The sequence below is a fragment of the Undibacterium sp. CY21W genome (assembly GCF_014284265.1).
Lineage (GTDB): Bacteria > Pseudomonadota > Gammaproteobacteria > Burkholderiales > Burkholderiaceae_D > Undibacterium > Undibacterium aquatile.
The window spans coordinates 933,522-952,599 of the sequence record NZ_JACOGE010000001.1 but is presented as its reverse complement, the minus strand read 5'-3'; the positions used below and the strand labels follow the sequence as shown (position 1 = coordinate 952,599).

The 19,078-nt window shown below is 48.5% G+C and carries 19 protein-coding genes; 12 read left to right on the top strand and 7 right to left on the bottom strand.

The window, feature by feature from the left end; genetic code table 11:
• Positions 1–252: 252 nt before the first annotated feature.
• Complete coding sequence (locus tag H8K29_RS04245; RefSeq protein WP_186896501.1) at positions 253–723, bottom strand: cache domain-containing protein; 471 nt, start codon at positions 721–723, stop codon at positions 253–255.
• A 315-nt stretch (positions 724–1,038) separates the two neighbouring features.
• Here H8K29_RS04245 and H8K29_RS04240 point away from each other — a divergent pair, with 315 nt between their 5' ends.
• The 3 genes from H8K29_RS04240 (at position 1,039) to H8K29_RS04230 (ending at position 3,274) form a co-directional block, all read left to right on the top strand.
• A complete protein-coding gene (locus H8K29_RS04240; RefSeq protein WP_186896500.1) occupies positions 1,039–1,605 on the top strand; it encodes a nucleotidyltransferase family protein in 567 nt (188 codons plus the stop codon).
• A 171-nt stretch (positions 1,606–1,776) separates the two neighbouring features.
• Positions 1,777–2,352, top strand: coding sequence for a TMEM175 family protein (locus H8K29_RS04235; RefSeq protein ID WP_186896499.1), 576 nt, complete (start codon positions 1,777–1,779; stop codon positions 2,350–2,352).
• Positions 2,353–2,395: 43 nt separating this feature from the next.
• Positions 2,396–3,274 (top strand): pirin family protein, encoded by an 879-nt coding sequence (locus tag H8K29_RS04230; RefSeq protein WP_186896498.1) that lies wholly within the window; start codon positions 2,396–2,398, stop codon positions 3,272–3,274.
• Positions 3,275–3,474: 200 nt separating this feature from the next.
• On the opposite strand, the gene H8K29_RS04225 is transcribed toward H8K29_RS04230, so the two are convergent.
• Positions 3,475–3,915 carry a ProQ/FINO family protein gene (locus H8K29_RS04225; protein WP_186896497.1) on the bottom strand — a complete coding sequence of 147 codons (441 nt, stop codon included), beginning with the start codon at positions 3,913–3,915 and terminating at the stop codon, positions 3,475–3,477.
• A 175-nt stretch (positions 3,916–4,090) separates the two neighbouring features.
• Positions 4,091–4,981, bottom strand: coding sequence for a LysR family transcriptional regulator (locus H8K29_RS04220; RefSeq protein WP_186896496.1), 891 nt, complete (start codon positions 4,979–4,981; stop codon positions 4,091–4,093).
• A 91-nt stretch (positions 4,982–5,072) separates the two neighbouring features.
• Between H8K29_RS04220 and H8K29_RS04215 the strand changes: the two genes are divergently transcribed.
• The 9 genes from H8K29_RS04215 (at position 5,073) to H8K29_RS04175 (ending at position 15,211) form a co-directional block, all read left to right on the top strand.
• The gene (locus H8K29_RS04215; protein ID WP_186896495.1) at positions 5,073–6,038 is read left to right on the top strand and encodes a sodium-dependent bicarbonate transport family permease; all 966 of its coding nucleotides are present in this window, start codon (positions 5,073–5,075) and stop codon (positions 6,036–6,038) included.
• A 350-nt stretch (positions 6,039–6,388) separates the two neighbouring features.
• Positions 6,389–7,102: a response regulator transcription factor gene (locus H8K29_RS04210; protein ID WP_186884909.1), complete on the top strand. Its 714-nt coding sequence runs from the start codon at positions 6,389–6,391 to the stop codon at positions 7,100–7,102.
• Positions 7,099–8,637, top strand: a complete 1,539-nt coding sequence (locus tag H8K29_RS04205; protein WP_186896494.1) for a sensor histidine kinase N-terminal domain-containing protein — start codon at positions 7,099–7,101, stop codon at positions 8,635–8,637. Before H8K29_RS04210 ends, H8K29_RS04205 begins: the two co-directional genes overlap by 4 nt.
• A 1-nt stretch (position 8,638) precedes the next feature.
• A complete protein-coding gene (locus H8K29_RS04200; RefSeq protein WP_255423237.1) occupies positions 8,639–8,932 on the top strand; it encodes a DUF4212 domain-containing protein in 294 nt (97 codons plus the stop codon).
• Positions 8,933–8,936: 4 nt separating this feature from the next.
• Positions 8,937–10,976, top strand: a complete 2,040-nt coding sequence (locus H8K29_RS04195; RefSeq protein ID WP_186896493.1) for a sodium:solute symporter family protein — start codon at positions 8,937–8,939, stop codon at positions 10,974–10,976.
• Between the two features lie 71 nt (positions 10,977–11,047).
• Entirely contained in the window at positions 11,048–12,472 is a 1,425-nt protein-coding gene (locus H8K29_RS04190) for a circularly permuted type 2 ATP-grasp protein (RefSeq protein ID WP_186896492.1), read from the top strand.
• 1 nt (position 12,473) lies between these two features.
• On the top strand, positions 12,474–13,424 hold the full coding sequence (locus H8K29_RS04185) for an alpha-E domain-containing protein (protein ID WP_186896491.1): 951 nt from the start codon (positions 12,474–12,476) through the stop codon (positions 13,422–13,424).
• A 17-nt stretch (positions 13,425–13,441) separates the two neighbouring features.
• Entirely contained in the window at positions 13,442–14,248 is an 807-nt protein-coding gene (locus tag H8K29_RS04180) for a transglutaminase family protein (RefSeq protein ID WP_186896490.1), read from the top strand.
• Positions 14,249–14,320: 72 nt separating this feature from the next.
• Positions 14,321–15,211: a proteasome-type protease gene (locus H8K29_RS04175; RefSeq protein ID WP_186896489.1), complete on the top strand. Its 891-nt coding sequence runs from the start codon at positions 14,321–14,323 to the stop codon at positions 15,209–15,211.
• Positions 15,212–15,238: 27 nt separating this feature from the next.
• On the opposite strand, the gene H8K29_RS04170 is transcribed toward H8K29_RS04175, so the two are convergent.
• From H8K29_RS04170 to purM, 4 genes are all read right to left on the bottom strand, one after another.
• Positions 15,239–15,796: a DNA-3-methyladenine glycosylase I gene (locus H8K29_RS04170; protein WP_186884901.1), complete on the bottom strand. Its 558-nt coding sequence runs from the start codon at positions 15,794–15,796 to the stop codon at positions 15,239–15,241.
• A 93-nt stretch (positions 15,797–15,889) separates the two neighbouring features.
• Complete coding sequence (locus tag H8K29_RS04165; RefSeq protein ID WP_186896488.1) at positions 15,890–16,261, bottom strand: hypothetical protein; 372 nt, start codon at positions 16,259–16,261, stop codon at positions 15,890–15,892.
• Complete coding sequence (locus tag H8K29_RS04160; protein WP_222611393.1) at positions 16,261–17,691, bottom strand: S41 family peptidase; 1,431 nt, start codon at positions 17,689–17,691, stop codon at positions 16,261–16,263. The genes H8K29_RS04165 and H8K29_RS04160 overlap by 1 nt, the downstream gene beginning before the upstream one ends.
• 271 nt (positions 17,692–17,962) lie before the next feature.
• Positions 17,963–19,006 carry a phosphoribosylformylglycinamidine cyclo-ligase gene (gene purM / locus H8K29_RS04155; protein WP_186896487.1) on the bottom strand — a complete coding sequence of 348 codons (1,044 nt, stop codon included), beginning with the start codon at positions 19,004–19,006 and terminating at the stop codon, positions 17,963–17,965.
• Between the last annotated feature and the right edge of the window lie 72 nt (positions 19,007–19,078).

Here is a 19,078-nt window from a genome sequence, read left to right as displayed (position 1 = left end):
AGCTGTGTGAGGAAGTTCAGTTTCAGACTCAGAATGAAATGCAAGGCTGTCAGTACCTGGCAACAGAAACAGCGCAGACTATCCAGAAGCGTTTCTGTTCCCAAAAGTAGCTAAACAATTTGGAAGTATTGAAAAGAATTTGATACATCAGACTGGCCGCATTGATGCATCGCAAAAGTGACGGCCAATCTGATAAGAAATGAGGTACAAGCGCAGTATTACGAATTACAAAAAAAAGAGGAAACCTCAGAATTATTTATAAATTCCACAGGCAAAGTACACGTCATCGACGCGCTCAACATAAGTACTTTTTTGTTCCAATGCTTTTGTTACAGGATTTGGCCATCTGTAATCAACCCAGCCCTTACCTTCTTTACTGGCGGCGACATCATTGATTTTTTTAACAAAGAAAACACCATCGCCATCACGCAATTCTCCCAGCGGCTTACCTAACAATTTAGGATTACCGCCATGCGCCAACGTCACACCACCTGGTTTCACCGATCCTGCAAAAACATAAAGATCTTTGTAAATGAACTGTCCCTTAGGATCGTTCACCGCAGCATAGGTTTTTTCCGGACCATTGGCTTTATAAAAAGCGATGACTTTTTTGATCATTTCAGTTGCTTCCTGTGCTGTTGCACGATCTGCAGCAACAGCCGCTCCGTGGGCAAGCAATGACAGGGAACAGGCGAAAAGAATACTTTTAAAAAATTGTCTCATGTTGACTCCGTTATATGTTTTTTAAGTTTATGTGCTCAGACACGTCTGCTATGCAGCAATATGAATACTGCTGAAACACCAGAAAATACCTCAGCGGATACCGGTCTGCTTTACAAAGTGTTCTGTCACGCAAAAAACAATAACAGATTTCTTTATGGCAATGTGAGTGAAATACTGATCGCACGATTAAAATTCATTTGCTCTCTTTAACTTTGGGTTGTACACAACAAGGAGCAAGGCAAGACAAGTAAAACTTCGACAAATTCCCTTTACTATCCGCCAGTGGCATTACCGACAGTTAATAGCATCAGCAATATGAATATCAATACAAAAATAAACGACTGGATCAAGGCCGATCCTATGCGTTGGCAAGCATTAGAAATTGCTGCTGCGCTAGAGCTGAAAGACTGGTGTCTGGCGGCGGGCTTTGTGCGCAACTTAGTCTGGGATAACCTGCATCATTATCCGCAACCAACGCCTTTATCAGACATTGACCTGATTTACTTTGCCCCATCGGATATCTCTCCCGAACGAGATGCATACTTTGAAACGTCATTACGCTCTCGATCAGCACTGAACTGGTCAGTTAAAAATCAAGCCAGAATGCACTTACGGAATAATGATCATCCCTATCGGAATACTCTCGATGCAATGTCGTACTGGGTAGAAATTGAAACCGCAGTCGGTGTTCAGTTAAGCGTTACCGGTGAATTGCTGATACTTGCGCCATTCGGACTGAACGGACTGAGTCAACTGACAATCACACTAAACGATAAGCGTCCGAAGCCTGCAGATTTTTACGCCAGAATCACCGAAAAAAGATGGCTGGAAACATGGCCGCAGTTAAAGCTTATCAACAACAGTTTGCTGACTGATATATAGATGCTTTCAGCGTACCGATACAACAAGCTCCTGACAGTGAATCGCCACAGCGGAACGATAATGTCGTGTTTGCAGTAAGGTAAGTCAGCGTCGGCCTGATCAGACTGAAACGGTTCATCCGAACTGGCGTTTCATTCAAAACGAATACTTGTTTTTTTATCTGGAGAACCCATGGGGAAAAATCGCCTGGAAGCATTCAGTGACGGCGTTATCGCCGTCATTATCACCATCATGGTATTGGAAATGAAAGCACCGCATGGCGAGAGCTTTGCTGCACTGATTCCCGTTATTCCTATATTCCTGAATTACGTACTGAGTTTTATTTACGTCGCGATTTATTGGAACAATCACCATCATTTAATGCATGTGACACAGAAAGTGACTGGCGGCGTCCTTTGGGCAAATTTGCACTTGCTATTCTGGTTGTCATTATTCCCCTTCGCTACTGCGTGGATGGGCGAAAATCATTTCGCCAGTGACCCCACCGCAATATATGGCGCGGTGTTATTTATGGCCGCGGTTGCCTATTTCATTCTTGAGCAAGTGATTATTGCCAACGAAGGTTCGGCATCACCTTTAAAAAAAGTACTGGGTCGCGACCGCAAAGGAAAAGCCTCAGTGATTCTGTATGCGACCGGTATTGCAGCGTCATTCTGGATACACTGGATTGCGCAAGGACTCTACGTTTTGGTGGCATTGATGTGGCTCATTCCTGATCGCCGTATAGAACGCGCCAGTAATCACTGAGTTGGAAAATCTGAATCCGAGCATAGTCTGGAGAAACGCCACCATGAACGATTTACTTCGCATTCCCGGCAGGGTCACTCATCTTGTCGATGAATTTCCTGTTCGCCGTTTGTTACCGGCAGCCGCCAGACGCTCCATTGGTCCGTTTATTTTCTTCGATCACTTCGGCCCCACCACACTCGCGGCAGAGAAAAATAGTGATCTCGGAGCTCATCCCCACATCGGGATAGCGACCGTCACTTACTTATTTGAAGGCAGTCTGCTGCATCGAGATAGTCTGGGTACGGTGCAAACGATTACACCCGGTGCGATTAACTGGATGACGGCAGGCCGGGGAATTGTTCACAGTGAGCGCACAGTTGACACTGAACGCGGAAAAGAACGCCGTCAGCATGGTTTGCAACTATGGGTTGCGCTGCCACCGGATCTGGAAACTGTTGCCCCATCATTTCAGCACGTGGCCGCCGCCGATTTACCGCTGATTGAACTGGAAGGCGGCGTACAGATCAGAGTATTAGCCGGCAGTGCTTTCGGCAGGACAAGTCCGGTAAAAACGCTGTCTGCCACGCTTTATCTTGATATTTATCTGCCACCCGGACATGAATTTACGCTACCGGTTCTGGCATCTGAAATGGCTCTATACAGTCCTGAACATGCCTTAATGATTGACGATCAGGAGGTCGCAGGACTGCAACTGGTCGTGCTGCAACAAGCTCCGGTCAGGTTATGTGCGGGGTCGTCTGGCGCGCGCCTGGTCGTCATCGGCGGAGCACCACTGGAAAAACCCGTCCGCATGTGGTGGAACTTTGTATCAACCGATCGCGGCCGGATTGCCGCAGCGGCACAGCGATGGGACAAAGGTTTATTTGAACAGATCAGTGACGATCAGGATCTGATCACTGCACCGCCGTGGAAAGAGTAAGTGGCAGGCGGATGCAAGCGCTGTCACTAAGTTGGCTGCTTTTCAAGCATCATACTTACCCCGCTTTGCTGACACATGGGCAGCATAAGCAGCGTCAAAGTTTTGAAGCGATAACAATACTGCGATTGCGCTGACATAAAAAAGGAGACACAGCGAATGCTGTTGCCTCCCGATGTCACCAATTTGGAAATCAAAAATAATTACTTAGCGAATTTCTGCGCAAGCTGGTTGATTTTTTCTGCTCTCTTTTGCAGTTTTTCTGCTTCCTCTGCCGCTGCTTGCTGTTCACGTTTAAGTTTTGCTTCAGCCTTCGCACGTTCAGCATTATTCTTCGCACGCTCTTTCAGCATTTCTTCTGCATGCGTTTTGTGCGTCTCTTCTAACGGTTCTGCCGGATTGCCATCGAGATCAAAACGTGTCGTCGCTTTAATGGTCTTTTGCAGATAACGGGTCGATTTCGTATGATAAGCAAGCACCATCCGTAAAACTTTGCGCGGTGTCTCCGGCAATCTGGCAAGGATTTGCTTGTCGATGCCTATCGCCAACGGCTCATGATTGAGAAACACCGGAAATGTCTCTTTTAAGGTACTCAACAGGGCTTGCGCATCAGAAATGGGAATGGACTTGCTTTTGGTATTCATGACTTTAGAGAACTTTATTACAAAGGAGCAAAGCATAACATAGTGGTTCAGCACTTACCTTCAATAGTCAACTCTGCCGCCATAGGGAAATAGCCGCAATCAGAAGAAATACTGAATAATGTGCGCAACTGACAACAAGCAAAAACTGAAAAATAAGTTCGCGCAAGCAGCTATTTCAATCTTGCGCATGTGCTTGCAGATATTCAAGGAACGAGGTTGCGACTGGCGATAATCGCTTTCCTTTCAGATAAACAATATACCAGCTGGAATGCACGGGAAAACTGCTGACCTTCAATACTGTCAGCGATTGATCAACTAAATGTTCACCCAATGCGTGTGCGGATAAAATCGCCAGTCCCATTTCTCCCGCGACCGCTTGCTTAATGGCCTCGTTACTGCCTAACTCCAGCCGCACGAGCGGGGTAAAGCCTTGTGCGGAAAAATGCTGATCGCAAGCAAGCCTGGTGCCAGATCCTTTTTCACGCAAAATAAATCGCTCCTGGCTGAGGTTTTCCAGCGCAATCCGCTTGCGGTTGGCCAAAGGATGTGACAAAGGCGCAATCACAACCAACGGATTTGGTAAAAAGACCTGCTGTACAACGTCAATATCTTTTGGCGGGGCAGACATAATATATATGTCATCGCGGTTATCGCGTAAACGCTGTAAAACGCCATCACGGTTTTGCACTTCCAATGCAATATCAATTTCTGGAAAATCACGACAAAAAGCACCCAGTAACCGGGGAACAAAGTATTTTGCCGTGCTGACTACCGCCACCCGCAAACGTCCACGCTGATACCCTTTCAGACTATCGATACGTTGTCCAAAAGACGACCACTCGTCCGCTAACGTGCGCGCAGTTTTTGCGAGTTCTTCACCTGCCTGGGTAAGAAAAATTTTTTTGCCTATGACTTCATACAATGGCAAACCGATTTCTTCCGTCAGCTCACGCATCTGCATAGATACAGTTGGCTGCGTAACATGAAAGCTGCGTGCAACTCCACTGATGCTGAGCTGTTCAGCCAGTTCCGCAAACAAACGTAATTGACGGAAAGTGACATTCATAGATTTTTACTGATGATCATAGCGATAAAAATTGATTTTACCTGATGATTTAGTCTGCGTAGTATGAGGCCTGAATTTTGAAGGGGAATTTATGTCCAGTTTGCGCGACCCAGCTATTTTATTTTTTATCTTCGGTATCTTTGCCGGCCTCATCCGCTCTAATCTGAGCATTCCTACACATATCTCCCGATTTTTATCGCTGTATCTGTTAATGGCGCTGGGTTTAAAAGGAGGATTTGCACTGAATCATTCCGGCTTAAATTTACAAATCATGAGCAGTCTGGGATGTGCTGTTTTTCTGGCGCTGCTGACACCAGCGCTTGGATATTTTTTACTGAAGCGGATTATTCCTGCGCTTGATGCCACCGCAATCGCCGCCACGTATGGTTCTGTCAGTGCAGTTACGTTTATAACCGCTGTTCAATATCTGGAAAGCAGACATATAGAATATGGCGGCCATATGGCAGCGGCGATGGCGTTAATGGAATCACCTGCCATTATTTTTGCCGTCATTTTGTCGAATACGATCCGGCGTAGGGAAACGTCGACGCAAATGGGAACGCTGCCCTCGGTCAAAGGTGTTTTGCATGAATCGCTGACAGATGGCGCGCAACTGCTACTGTTAGGCGCGATGCTGGTTGGCATCCTATCCGGCGATGCAGGTAAGGCCGCCATGCAACCGTTTTCCGGCGATTTATTTAAAGGAATGCTTGCTTTTTTCCTGCTCGATATGGGGCTGATGACGGCGAAAAGCCTCGGTAACATCAAAGGCAATTCGCCCTTGGTGATCAGCTATGCCATTCTCGCCCCGCTCTGCCACGCAACTATTGCGTTAATGCTTGCCGTGTTGCTGCAAATTCCGTACGGCGATGCCGGATTGTTGATGGTACTGGCGGCAAGCGCCTCATATATCGCGGTTCCGGCTGTGCTGCGTTACGCCATACCAGAGGCATCACCATCGCTTTATCTCGGCATGTCTCTCGGCATCACTTTCCCGCTGAATATTTTGCTAGGCATTCCCGTTTATATGAACGTTGCAAAATTTGTTCTGGGCTAGTCATGATTGTTTTCAGATCATACTCAAGCAAACAAACTTACTTGAGCCTGATTTCCACACTGTCTGAACCTACCACATTCAGCGATGCGCTTGAGGTGACAGATGGAAATCCAGACATATTAAAAATTTATTGTGCCTTTAAATCTACGCAGACCTGAATTGGGCTAAAGTTGAGCTAATATTAATGGCTGGGAATGGCGATACAAAAAGCTGCCAAGATTGTTATCTGGAATCGCCTTTGCAAACCCGCGAGACCTTACATTATCCAAAAAAATTAGAAAAATCGGTCGGCGGCACGGATACCATTTATCCATTTCCCATCAGAATCAACTTGGTTTGGAATATTCATTATGCGTATTTTATTAGCAGAAGACGACAGCGTGCTGGCAGACGGACTGACCCGCTCACTGCGGCAATCAGGTTATGCGACTGACTGCGTCAGCAACGGACAGGAAGCGGATTCTGCATTATCGACTCAGGACTTCGATTTACTGATTCTGGATCTCGGCCTGCCAAAAATGAGCGGATTGGAAGTGCTGCGCCGTTTGCGCGCCCGCAATTCACATCTTCCGGTACTGATCCTGACTGCTGCTGACTCAGTAGAGCAAAGAGTAAAAGGGCTGGATTTAGGTGCTGACGATTACATGGCAAAACCGTTCGCCTTGTCCGAGCTCGAAGCACGCGTCAGGGCTTTAACACGACGCGGTGCTGGCGGCGGCCCCACTGTTATTAAACACGGGCCGCTCAGTTACGATCAGGTTGGCAGAATTGCATATATCCACGAACAGATGCTGGATTTATCGGCACGCGAACTGGGTCTGCTAGAAGTGTTATTACAAAGAACCGGACGTCTGGTCTCGAAAGAGCAATTGGTCGACCACCTTTGTGAGTGGGGCGAGGAAGTCAGCAATAACGCGATCGAAGTGTATGTGCATCGTCTGCGCAAAAAAATCGAAGTCGATGGCGTCAGAATTGCGACAGTCAGAGGATTAGGTTACTGCCTTGAAAAATTCTTCGTCGCACCGTCAGCGAAACCAGCCAATCCAGATGCCGGACAACAATGAGTACAGACAGCAGCGTCGCTGATACTTCATCGAATTCTGCGCCCGCTGCGTCAGAAAATATATTGTTGCAGCAGCCGGAAGAAAAAATCCAGCGCTCGTTATTTGGCGAAATTCTTGACTGGATGCTGGCACCGCTGCTGCTGCTGTGGCCGATGAGCATAGCCATCACCTATCTGGTGGCAAAGTCGATTGCAAATCAGCCTTTCGACCGTGCACTGGAAGACAAGGTACTCGTGCTCGCACAACAGGTCAAAGAATTTGATGGTCAGGCGATTACCCAATTATCCAAACCGGCACGCGATATTTTGCGGGCCGATGATCTCGACAATATTCATTTCCAGATAAAAAATGCCAAGGGTGATCTGATTGATGGCGATCAGGATATTCCTGCGCCTGCCGATGAAGAACGGCCTGCGGCCGGTAATATTCAATTCAGAAATCTGAGTTTGCGGGGCATCGATTATCGCATCGCGTATAGTTATATCGATTTAACGCCACCGACCAAGAAAACGGTCAATCCTGAGTCGTCTCAGATCATGATACAGGTTGCGGAAACGCTGGAAAAACGCGCTGTTCTGGCGAATGAAATTATTAAAGGTGTGGTGCTACCACAATTCATTATTTTGCCAATCGCGCTGGCACTAGTCTGGTTCGCGCTGAGCCGGGGCTTATCGCCGCTGGCCGAATTGCAACAACGCATACGCGCCCGCCGCCCGGATGATCTTAGCCCTATCGATTCGCGTCAGGTGCCGGAAGAAATCACGCCGCTGGTTAATTCCTTAAATGACATGCTGGCACGTCTGGCGCAAACGATAGACATTCAAAAACGCTTCATCGCGGATGCTGCGCACCAGATGAAAACACCGCTGGCGGGTATGCGTATGCAATCTGAACTGGCATTACGACAAACCGATCAGGAAGAAATACGGCGCTCACTATTGCAGTTATCGACCAGCTCAGAAGCAGCAACCCGCCTCATCAATCAATTGCTAACGCTGGCTCGCGCAGAAAACCTGACCCCGGCCACCCGACCTCTGGAGCAGGTGAACTTAAATGAACTGGCGATGAATGTCGTTCGGGACTGGATACAGGCATCATTCGCAAAAAAAATTGATCTGGGTTTTGAGCAACCCGATTTTCCCATCACCATTTTCGCTAATCCGTTGATGCTGCGGGAAATGCTGAGCAATCTGATCGACAATGCAATCCGTTATACACCGTCAGACCACAGCATCACGGTCAAAGTCAGCATGAATGAACAGCAGGCGCTGGCCATCATCGAAGTGGAAGACAACGGCCCCGGCATTCCCGTCGCTGAACGTGAACATGTATTTGAACGCTTTTACCGTATTCTCGGCAGCAATGTGCAAGGTAGTGGGCTTGGTCTTGCCATCGTCAGGGAAATTGCACAACAACATGGGGCGCAAATAGAAATTCTCGATAACCCCCATCCTCAAGACCCGCAATTTCCCGGTACCGTTTTCCGTATTTCGTTCAGATTAAACCCCTTTGATGAATTCATCGGCGAAGCGTGAAATGAAGATGCCATCGACATCAACACCGGAAACAAAGTCTGCGCCACATCATTATTGGCGACGCACCAAACGGCTGACTACGGCGCTGTTGTTATGTTGGGGATTGCTCAGTTTTTTCAGTCTTTTTTTTGCGCGGGAACTATCCGAATGGCATTTCTTTAGCTGGCCACTGTCGTTTTATCTGGCAGCGCAAGGATTGACGCTGAGTTACGTTCTGATCCTCGCGATTTACTCGATAGGCATGCGCTGGATACAACGCCCCCGACAAGACGATAAAAACGATAAAGACGAATAAGCACATGTCGCCACAAAAACGATTTACACAGAGATTAACGTCCTACTATCTTTGGTATACCTTACTTTTTTTTATCTTTCTGATCGTACTGACGATACTGGAAAAAGAAGGCGTTCCACGGGTCTGGATAGGCTATCTGTTTATGTTCGCCACCATCGTTATTTACGCTGGCATCGGCTTGGTCAGCCGAACCTCTGACATTGCAGAATACTATGTCGCCGGAAGACGGGTGCCAGCAGTATTTAATGGCATGGCAACCGCGGCCGATTGGATGTCTGCCGCCAGTTTTCTGAGTCTTGCCGGCGGGCTGTATTTACAAGGCTTTGACGGACTGGCCTATATCATAGGCTGGACCGGCGGATTTTGTCTGGTTGCGATGCTGATCGCACCCTACATCAGAAAATTCGGCCAATACACGATTGCAGATTTTCTGGGTACGCGATTTTCAGGTAAACCACATACCAATATCGTGCGTATTCTGGCGGTACTGGCGACCGTATTCATTTCTTTTATCTATGTCGTGGCGCAGATTTATGGCGTCGGCCTGATCACTTCGCGCTTTACCGGCGTCGATTTCTCGGTCGGTATTTTTCTGGGATTAGCCAGCATACTGGTTTGTTCATTTCTGGGCGGTATGCGTGCCGTCACATGGACGCAGGTGTCGCAATACATCATCATCGTAATCGCATTCATGATTCCGGTCGCCTGGTTGTCGGCCAAACATACGGATAATCCATTTCCACAAATATCCTATGGTGCATTTTTACCAGAGCTGGCAAAAAAGGAAGCTCAGTTTGATAAGAGCCCCAAGGAAAAAGAAGTCAGGGACATTTATAAATTACGTGCAGACGAATACGATAAAAAAATTCAGCAGTTGCCTGAATCATGGGAATCCGGGCGCGCCGAGCTGCAAAAAAATCTGGAAGAATTAAAAGCCGGGAATGGCTCATTAATTGCGATCAAAACTGCCAGTCGTGCACTGGCGAACTACCCAGCATCGCCAGCTGATGCAAGAAATAGCTGGGCGGAAGCGCGCAATTCCTACCTGTTGAAATCCAGGCCGGGCTTTGCACAATACACTCCTTATGCTGCCAAAGATAAGTCTGAATCTGATATCAAACGAAATAACTTCATGGCGCTGGTGTTGTGTCTGATGATGGGTACCGCAGCCTTGCCCCACGTGCTGACACGCTATTACACTACGCCATCAGTGACAGAAAGCAGAGACTCCGTATTCTGGTCTTTGTTTTTCATTATGCTGCTGTACATCACGATTCCATCGCTGGCGATACTCGTGAAATACGATATCTATAACTCGCTGGTCGGCAGCGAGTTTTCCAAGTTACCTTCGTGGGTTACGTATTGGGCAAACATCGACAAACTCAATCCGTTGGTCAGCATCACCGATATCAATAAAGACGGCATCGTACAACTTGCGGAAATCGTCCTTGATGGCGATATCATCGTTCTCGCCACGCCGGAAATTGCTGGCTTACCGTACGTTGTTTCCGGGCTGGTCGCTGCTGGCGGGCTGGCGGCGGCACTGTCAACGGCAGACGGATTGCTGCTGACTATTTCAAACTCTTTGTCGCACGATATCTATTACAAAATCATTGACCCCACGGCATCCACACAAAAACGGGTGACAATTTCAAAATTACTGCTGCTGGTGGTTGCACTGATTGCCGCCTATGTGGCATCCCTCAAACCAGCCGATATTTTGTCACTTGTTGGTGCGGCCTTTTCTGTCGGCGCATCGACACTGTTTCCTGCACTGATATTGGGCATATTCTGGAAGCGCGCGAATCGTCAAGGCGCTGTTGCGGGCATCATCACGGGCTTTTTTGTCTGTATTTTTTATATGGTATTCACCCACCCATTATTTGGTGGTAGTCCGGCCAATCAATGGTGGCATATTGCACCGATATCCGCCGGCGTATTCGGTGTTCCTGCCGGATTCATTGCCATGGTGATCGCCAGCCTGATGACACCCGCGCCCGATCACCACACTACGGAACTGATTGACTATATCCGCGCGCCCTGATTTACACGTCTGAGTTTGCTTGGCACGCTTCTTGATATAGCTAAGTTGACTCAGTAATCGTGGAATGGGACATGGAAAAATTCTTTAATGAAATGACGGCCAGCACCGTCGGCACAGCAGATTCGACGCGTGAGCATTATCGCGAATTCCATCACTGGTTAGCGAAGCAATCACCGGAGCGCCTGCAACGCAAACGCGCCGAAGCCGATCTCAGTTTTCGTCGCGTTGGTATTACTTTCGCAGTCTATGGCGACGATGCGGGCACGGAACGCCTGATTCCTTTCGACATAATTCCCCGCATTATCCCCGCCAAGGAATGGGCGCTACTGGAAACCGGGCTGGTACAGCGAGTGAAGGCATTGAATATGTTTATTCACGATGTATACCATGATCAAAACATCATTAAAGCCGGGATCATTCCACCTGAGCAGATTTATAAAAATGCGCAGTACCGGCCTGAAATGCAAGGCGTTTCTGTTGCATCAGACATCTATGCACATATCGCCGGCGTCGATATTGTGCGTGCAGGCCAAGGTGGATTTTACGTATTGGAAGATAATCTGCGCGTACCATCCGGCGTCTCCTATATGCTGGAGGATCGCAAAATGATGATGCGGCTATTTCCTGAATTATTCGCCAAAAACAAGATTGCTCCGGTAGACCATTATCCGGATATGTTGCTGGATAATCTACGCTCAGTGGCACCGATGGGAATCGACAATCCGACCATCGTCGTCATGACGCCAGGTATGTATAACTCGGCCTATTTCGAGCACGCTTTTCTGGCGCAACAAATGGGGGTTGAGCTGGTCGAAGGTAAAGACCTGTTTGTTGACGATAACGCCGTGTATATGCGCACGACGCGAGGGCCAAAGCGTGTCGATGTAATTTATCGCCGGGTCGATGATGATTTTCTTGATCCGCTCGCATTTCGCCCGGATTCATCACTTGGCGTTCCCGGTCTTTTGTCAGTCTATCGCGCCGGACGCGTGACCCTTGCCAATGCGATCGGTACGGGGGTTGCGGATGATAAATCGATATATCCTTATGTCACGGATATGATCAAATTTTATCTGTCTGAACAACCGATACTGAATAATGTGCCGACATATCAGTGTCGCAAACCGGATGATCTTGCCTATACCCTCGCCCATCTTCCTGAATTGGTCGTGAAAGAAGTTCATGGTGCAGGTGGCTATGGCATGCTGGTTGGCCCGGCTTCAAGCAAACAACAAATTGAAGATTTCCGTCAGCGCTTACTTGCCAAACCGGAAGGTTATATTGCGCAACCGACATTAGCCTTGTCGTCATGCCCGACGTTTGTCGACAGCGGTATTGCTCCGCGCCATATTGATTTGCGTCCCTTTGTATTGTCTGGCAAGACGATATCGATGGCACCGGGCGGACTGACCCGGGTAGCGCTGGAAGAAGGTTCCTTAGTCGTGAATTCGTCACAAGGTGGCGGCACCAAAGACACCTGGGTATTGGAGAACTAACATGCTGAGCAGAACCGCTGATCATTTATTCTGGATGGCGCGCTACACAGAACGCGCTGAAAACACCGCCCGCATGCTGGACGTGAATGTGCAGACGTCCATGTTGCCGCAATCTGCAGAACATGCAGAAAATGGCTGGCGTGCCATGTTGGGTATCTCGGAGTTGCAATCGTCGTTTGATTTCCACTATGGCATCCTGACCAAAAAAGATGTGCTCGATTTCATGGTGCGTGACCCGATGAATCCATCGTCCATAGCCTCCTGTTTAAAAGAGGCCAGAGAAAATGCACGTGCGGTGCGCGGCACACTGACAACAGAAGTCTGGGAAACCCAGAATGCAACCTGGTTATCGATGCAGGAAAAACTCGCCAGCGGCATCGTTGAGCAAGACCCTAGCCAGTTCTTTGAATGGGTCAAATACCGTTCACATTTATCGCGCGGTGTGACACTGGGAACAATGCTAAAAGATGAGGCAGTGCACTTCATACGCCTCGGAACATTTCTGGAACGGGCGGACAATACCGCGCGTATTCTGGATGTGAAATTTCACGGCACGAAAGCAAAGGGGCAGCCGAAGGAAAGTATACAAAAGGATTTTTATTACTGGGCAGCATTGCTGCATTCAGTTTCAGGATTCGAAATTTATCGCAAAGTGTATCGCGACGTCATCACGCCGGAACGCGTGGCGGAGTTACTCATGTTACGCGGCAATATGCCACGCTCTTTACTCGCATGCATGGATGAAGTCGTTGCCAACCTCGCGGTGGTCAGCAATGATGTCTCAGCAGACACCGAACGTTTCGCCGGAAAGCTGCATGCGGAATTAAAATTTGCCACCATTGAAGACATTCTGAACGCCGGACTACACAACACGCTGACGGAATTTCTGGAGCGTATTTTTGAATTAGGCAATCGCATCAGTCGTGATTTTTTAGTACCTCTGGCTGCCTGAAAGCACCAACGTTCATTATGCGACTCCATATCCGGCATCAGACCAAATATATCTACTCCGCGCCATCGTCATACACGATACAGCAATTGCATCTGACGCCACGTACGGAGTTGCATCAGCATATAGCGCAGTGGGGCATTGTCGCTGCTGGACATCGACATGCATACACAGATGCCTATGGCAATCAATCTCATACACTGACCATTACTGAACCACATCTGGAAGTCAATATACTGGCATCGGGCATCGTCAATGTCAGAAGTCCGGATGCCGGACGTATTTCCGACGCCGAGCCATGGTCGCCATTAATATTCACCATTCCCACCCAGCTCACAGAAAGCAGCGCAGAGATTCAGGCGTTTGCAAAACGCTCTTTACCAAGGGAGCAATCGGCCTCCAGCCGTGAGCTTCTTTATCTTGCAGAGCAAATAAGGAATGCGGTTGCCTATCAGACCGGCAGCACTGTCGTTACCACTACAGCCAACGATGCCTTGTTAATGGGACGAGGTGTGTGTCAGGATCACGCTCATTTATTTCTCGCTTGCTGCCATGTCATGGGCATACCTGCCCGCTATGTCTCAGGATATATCGATCCGGAATCCAGCGATCACGCTGAAAGCCACGCCTGGGTGGATGTCTGGGCGCAAGACCATGATTATCACGGCTGGATCAGCATTGATGTGACCCACGTCAGACTGATGACGGACTCTTATTGCCGCCTTGCTATCGGTCGTGATTACGATACAGCAGGACCTGTTCGTGGCATACGACGCGGCGGCGGTGTTGAAACATTAACAGTCAGCGTACAGGTGACGCCACAATAGCGTGTTGCATGACAGTTCAATGATGGCCTGAGGTAAAATCCTGACTTATACATACTTTACTCACGATTTAATATGACTTACTGTGTAGGCATACGCCTCGATGCCGGGCTGGTTTTTCTCTCTGATTCCCGCACGAATGCCGGCGTGGATCAGGTCGGTACATTCAGAAAAATGTCCGTCTTTGAGAAAGCGGGCGAACGCATGATGGTGTTGATGGCGGCGGGTAATCTGTCGATTTCACAGTCCATACGCGAATTACTTTCTGAGTATCAGGATGCGAATGGCAACACAATCTGGAACGTCCAAAGTATGTACGATGCTGCGCGTATTCTTGGTGAAGCCGTGCGTGCCATACATCAACGCGATGCCAAAGCCTTATCCGAATTTGGCATAGACTTTAATGTCAGCCTGATGTTTGGCGGACAAATCAAAGGCGAACGTTGCCGCCTGTTTCAGATTTACTCAGCAGGTAACTTTATTGAGGCACATAACGAAAATACCTACTTTCAGATAGGAGAAGCCAAATACGGCAAACCTATTCTCGATCGCGTCATCAATACGGCAACCAGCCTTGACGATGCGGCAAAATGTGCGTTGATTTCTATGGATTCCACACTGCGTTCCAACATCTCCGTCGGTCTGCCCTTGGATTTGCTGGTCTATGAAAATAATCATCTGGCAGTATCACGCTTCGTCACCATCGATGAAAAAAATCAGTATTTTCAGATGATAAGAAATAGCTGGGGGCAACAATTAAAAACTGTCTTCGAAGGAATAGAAGCGCCGGTCTGGGATATCAATGCTTCCGCAAGCAATCTGACCGGGCATCAACCATCAGCTTCAGCGGCCAATACTCACAGCAAACCTGTGATGGTTGCGCATCCGGATAAAACCGCAGGCACATCCACAATGGGAAGCCTGCAATCCTTCGCGGAACAACGCAGCAATCCGCATCAACACTGATACGTTTTTTTGTACTAAAGTAGTCGCTCAGACTGAGGACTGACGCCAGTCACAGTCTGCGGCATGATCCTGCACCATGCCGATGGCCTGCATATACGCATAGATTATCGTTGAGCCGACAAACTTAAATCCTCGTTGGCGCAGATCCTTGGAAATACGATCAGACAATGGTGTCGTTACTATGCGCTCACCATGATTCAGTATCGGTTTGCCATCGACATATGCCCAAAGATACTTATCCAGACTGCCTACCTCCTCGCATAGTTGCAGATACGCTTTGGCGTTACTGATGGTCGCTGCGACTTTTAAACGATTACGCACGATGCCGGGATTGGCCAGTAATTCCGCCACCTTTTCGGCGTCGTACTGTGCGATTTTTTTTGCGTCCCAGTCATCAAAAGCGATGCGGTAACTTGCTCGCTTATTCAAGACGGTTTCCCAACTTAATCCAGCCTGAGCACCTTCCAGATTCAACATTTCAAACAAACGGTTTTCATCATGACATGGGCGCCCCCACTCGTTATCGTGATAGGCAATGTATAAGGGATTGACTGAGTTGGCCCAAGAGCAGCGTTTGACGTTCATCTTTCATTTTCCAATCTGTACATAATCAGTTGGGATATCGATCATCAACTTCCGGCCGGAGATGCGCGGAAGTTAATGTTCTCATTACCTGATTTATTTCACCTGACAGCGGGCTGTATTCAAAAGGCGACGTTGTCCCGAGTTCAAATGAACCAGCCAGCATTGCGTGCCATTCGTCTCTAGCCTGAAGCGATGCGGTATTTCCAGATCACGCCCTTGTATCAGCTCACCATGCTGGTTCGTCTGATGTTTGCGCTCAATGATCACTTCGCTGCTTTGCATGAAATCAGAAGCAGATAAAGTGACTTCAGAAAAGCCGCTCATACTGCTGATGGCAGCACCTAACTCCTGCATCACTACAGCATCGGACGCCAGCAACACTGCCGCTTTGTCAGGGGAAGCGGCAGTGAACTGGCATGCCGACAGCATCAGAATACTGGCGGCAAAAGTAAGCTGATATCTCATCAGTGTGGCATCGCCGCGAGAATACGCATTTCCTGACTTGCCGGACGTATCAACTCATAGCCGGGCTCGGCACCAAGCACACTGGCACCAGCAGAATTAGCCGGACACAAACCTGTCTGACGATAAGATAAAGCCGTTTTGAGCATTGTTTCATTTGCGTCGCCACGCAGATGAGTGACATCGTCGGACGCTTTGCAGGTCGGTGAAAAGCCGTCAGCATAATCACCAAATCCTTTTTGATTCACACCTTTAAACTGAATCGCGAAATAGGTGTACGAGCAATTGTCCTGAGGAACGAAACCATAAGGCTTACCACGTGTCAGATCACCGATCAGATCAACTGCAACATCGACTCCGCGCAAACTGTTAATAATCGATTCGCTGGCAGAAGCGGTATTCCGTGTGACCAGCAGGGTGACACGTTTTAAACCCAGATATGGAAGCTGCTCATTCGCCGTCGTGACCGCATAGAACGGATATACGGTATTTTTTGCAGCGAGCTTGTCGTTGTAAGTCAGCTTTTCAAATATCTGTCCGTTTGTCGTAGTTGGTCCGGCAATCATATATGCCAGTTGACTCGCAACATACAAAAGGCCACCGCCGTTGTAACGCAGATCGATGACCAGATCCGTGACGTTCGCTGCTTTCAGTTGCTTGATGGCGGCAATCAGCTCCGCTTCGGATTTCGCGATATGTGTATCAAACGTGAAATAGCCAACGGTACCGGATGCCGTTGGAATAGTCTTCACATTCAACACAGTTGACGTCGAATAGGTCGCAGGAGTCAGACTAATCTCTGCGGCACCGTTGAATCCTAATTTATGCGCCACCACTTTGGTTGGCGAGAGGATTTCATTCAACGCAGCTACGCCGTCAGCAGTCGCCTCTGTGGCAACAACGCCATCAATCGAAGTAATGATATCGCCACGCTTGATTCCTGCCAATGCAGCAGGGGAACCCGGCGCGACATCAGCGGCGAGAAAAATGCGTGACGGTGCTGTACCTTTTACCATCCATTTAATACCGTAATCCTGAGCAATACCTGATGATGCGGCATTCCAGGATGCGGTGGTCTGCGACCAGTGGAACTGATCAACACTTGCGCCAGAATTAGTCTTGGCGTTTGTTTTCAGCACATCAAAATAGAGTTGCGGCGTCGCATAATTTGCGGCCACGATATTGGAAGGGATATCGGCGTACCAGAGATAAGTTTCGTCGACAAAAGAACGTAAATAAGATTTTTCGTTCTCGACGGTCCCCTGACGATCGCTAGTATTAGCGCGGGGATTGGCACAAAGATTTGCCAGCGTGGAAGATGGCGGAAAACCTGAATTACCCGGTGGCGTAGTGGTGCTATCACCACTGTTACCGCCTCCACCACCACATGCGGCCAGAATACTCAACAAGCTCAGTGAAATTATTTTTCTCATTTTAATTAACATTTATGTGGTCTTTAACAAAATCCAGTTTCAGATTCTGCACCGAACAACAGCAAATAAAGTGTAAGTTAATTAATTAAAAATGAGCAAGTTGATTATTAAATTTATTAAATCAAGGAAAATCAGGGACTAAAACTATTTCCCTGATTTACCTTTTGTTTGATGCAAAACTGACGCAATTTATCCCGGCAAGGGATAGGCGCAGACAGTGCCAATGTACGATCAGAAGCCATAACGCCGCTTGGGCGTTGTGTAAGTCCTATTAAACAACGATAGTCGGATGTTCATTGCCTTCGCGGGCACGGATTTCACCGATGCGATAAACCGATTCGCCAGCGGCGCTCAGTTGTGCCATCGCTGCATCTGCGTTTTCAGCAGACACAATCACCACCATGCCGATACCACAGTTGAATACACGATGCATTTCGGCATCTGCCACACCGCCGTGTTGTTGCAGCCATGTGAATAATGGCGGCAGAGTCCACGCATCTTTATGCAGGATCGCAGTCAGTTTGTCACCCAGCACGCGAGGTACATTCTCGACCAGACCACCGCCGGTAATGTGTGCCATGCCTTTCACTTCCAGCGACTCCATCAGCGCCAGCAAAGGTTTCACGTAAATACGTGTCGGTGCCATCAGTGCATCGCCCAGGCTGCGTCCGTGGAAATCTGCATTCAGGTCAGGTTTAGCCACTTCGATGATTTTGCGCACCAGAGAAAAACCGTTTGAGTGAATACCGGAGGAAGCCAGACCCAGAATCACGTCGCCCGGTTGAATTTTGCTGCCATCGATGATTTTAGATTTTTCAACCGCACCGACCGCAAAACCGGCCAGATCGTATTCGCCATCCGGATACATGGAAGGCATTTCAGCAGTTTCGCCACCGATCAGTGCGCAGCCAGCTTGTTCGCAACCGAAAGCCACGCCTTTGATAACATCCGTGGCGGCCGCCACATCCAGTTTGCCGCAGGCGAAATAATCGAGGAAGAACAAAGGCTCAGCGCCCTGCACCAGAATATCGTTGACACTCATCGCGACCAGATCGATACCGACCGTGTCATGCTTATTCAGATGAAATGCCAGTTTCAGCTTGGTACCGACGCCATCGGTGCCGGAGACCAACACAGGTTCTTTGAATTTTTTGCTGACTTCAAACATCGCGCCAAAACCACCGATACCGGCCATGACGCCTTCGCGCATCGTGCGTTTTGCAAAAGGCTTGATTGCATCGACCAACGCGTCGCCAGCAACCATATCGACACCGGCGTCGGCGTAAGAGAGAGAAACAGGGGTAGAAGTGCTCATGATATTCGTCAGTAGGGGGCTTGAGGCGGTAAAATAGGAAAATTGCCAGAAAACTCCGGCAAAACCGCTATT

What these genes read in the sequence shown, in the direction of transcription:
- H8K29_RS04245 (WP_186896501.1), bottom strand. Translation starts at nt 723, where the DNA reads ATGAGACAATTTTTTAAAAGTATTCTTTTCGCCTGTTCCCTGTCATTG.
- H8K29_RS04240 (WP_186896500.1), top strand. Translation starts at nt 1,039, where the DNA reads ATGAATATCAATACAAAAATAAACGACTGGATCAAGGCCGATCCTATG.
- H8K29_RS04235 (WP_186896499.1), top strand. Translation starts at nt 1,777, where the DNA reads ATGGGGAAAAATCGCCTGGAAGCATTCAGTGACGGCGTTATCGCCGTC.
- H8K29_RS04230 (WP_186896498.1), top strand. Translation starts at nt 2,396, where the DNA reads ATGAACGATTTACTTCGCATTCCCGGCAGGGTCACTCATCTTGTCGAT.
- H8K29_RS04225 (WP_186896497.1), bottom strand. Translation starts at nt 3,915, where the DNA reads ATGAATACCAAAAGCAAGTCCATTCCCATTTCTGATGCGCAAGCCCTG.
- H8K29_RS04220 (WP_186896496.1), bottom strand. Translation starts at nt 4,981, where the DNA reads ATGAATGTCACTTTCCGTCAATTACGTTTGTTTGCGGAACTGGCTGAA.
- H8K29_RS04215 (WP_186896495.1), top strand. Translation starts at nt 5,073, where the DNA reads ATGTCCAGTTTGCGCGACCCAGCTATTTTATTTTTTATCTTCGGTATC.
- H8K29_RS04210 (WP_186884909.1), top strand. Translation starts at nt 6,389, where the DNA reads ATGCGTATTTTATTAGCAGAAGACGACAGCGTGCTGGCAGACGGACTG.
- H8K29_RS04205 (WP_186896494.1), top strand. Translation starts at nt 7,099, where the DNA reads ATGAGTACAGACAGCAGCGTCGCTGATACTTCATCGAATTCTGCGCCC.
- H8K29_RS04200 (WP_255423237.1), top strand. Translation starts at nt 8,639, where the DNA reads ATGAAGATGCCATCGACATCAACACCGGAAACAAAGTCTGCGCCACAT.
- H8K29_RS04195 (WP_186896493.1), top strand. Translation starts at nt 8,937, where the DNA reads ATGTCGCCACAAAAACGATTTACACAGAGATTAACGTCCTACTATCTT.
- H8K29_RS04190 (WP_186896492.1), top strand. Translation starts at nt 11,048, where the DNA reads ATGGAAAAATTCTTTAATGAAATGACGGCCAGCACCGTCGGCACAGCA.
- H8K29_RS04185 (WP_186896491.1), top strand. Translation starts at nt 12,474, where the DNA reads ATGCTGAGCAGAACCGCTGATCATTTATTCTGGATGGCGCGCTACACA.
- H8K29_RS04180 (WP_186896490.1), top strand. Translation starts at nt 13,442, where the DNA reads ATGCGACTCCATATCCGGCATCAGACCAAATATATCTACTCCGCGCCA.
- H8K29_RS04175 (WP_186896489.1), top strand. Translation starts at nt 14,321, where the DNA reads ATGACTTACTGTGTAGGCATACGCCTCGATGCCGGGCTGGTTTTTCTC.
- H8K29_RS04170 (WP_186884901.1), bottom strand. Translation starts at nt 15,796, where the DNA reads ATGAACGTCAAACGCTGCTCTTGGGCCAACTCAGTCAATCCCTTATAC.
- H8K29_RS04165 (WP_186896488.1), bottom strand. Translation starts at nt 16,261, where the DNA reads ATGAGATATCAGCTTACTTTTGCCGCCAGTATTCTGATGCTGTCGGCA.
- H8K29_RS04160 (WP_222611393.1), bottom strand. Translation starts at nt 17,691, where the DNA reads ATGAGAAAAATAATTTCACTGAGCTTGTTGAGTATTCTGGCCGCATGT.
- purM (WP_186896487.1), bottom strand. Translation starts at nt 19,006, where the DNA reads ATGAGCACTTCTACCCCTGTTTCTCTCTCTTACGCCGACGCCGGTGTC.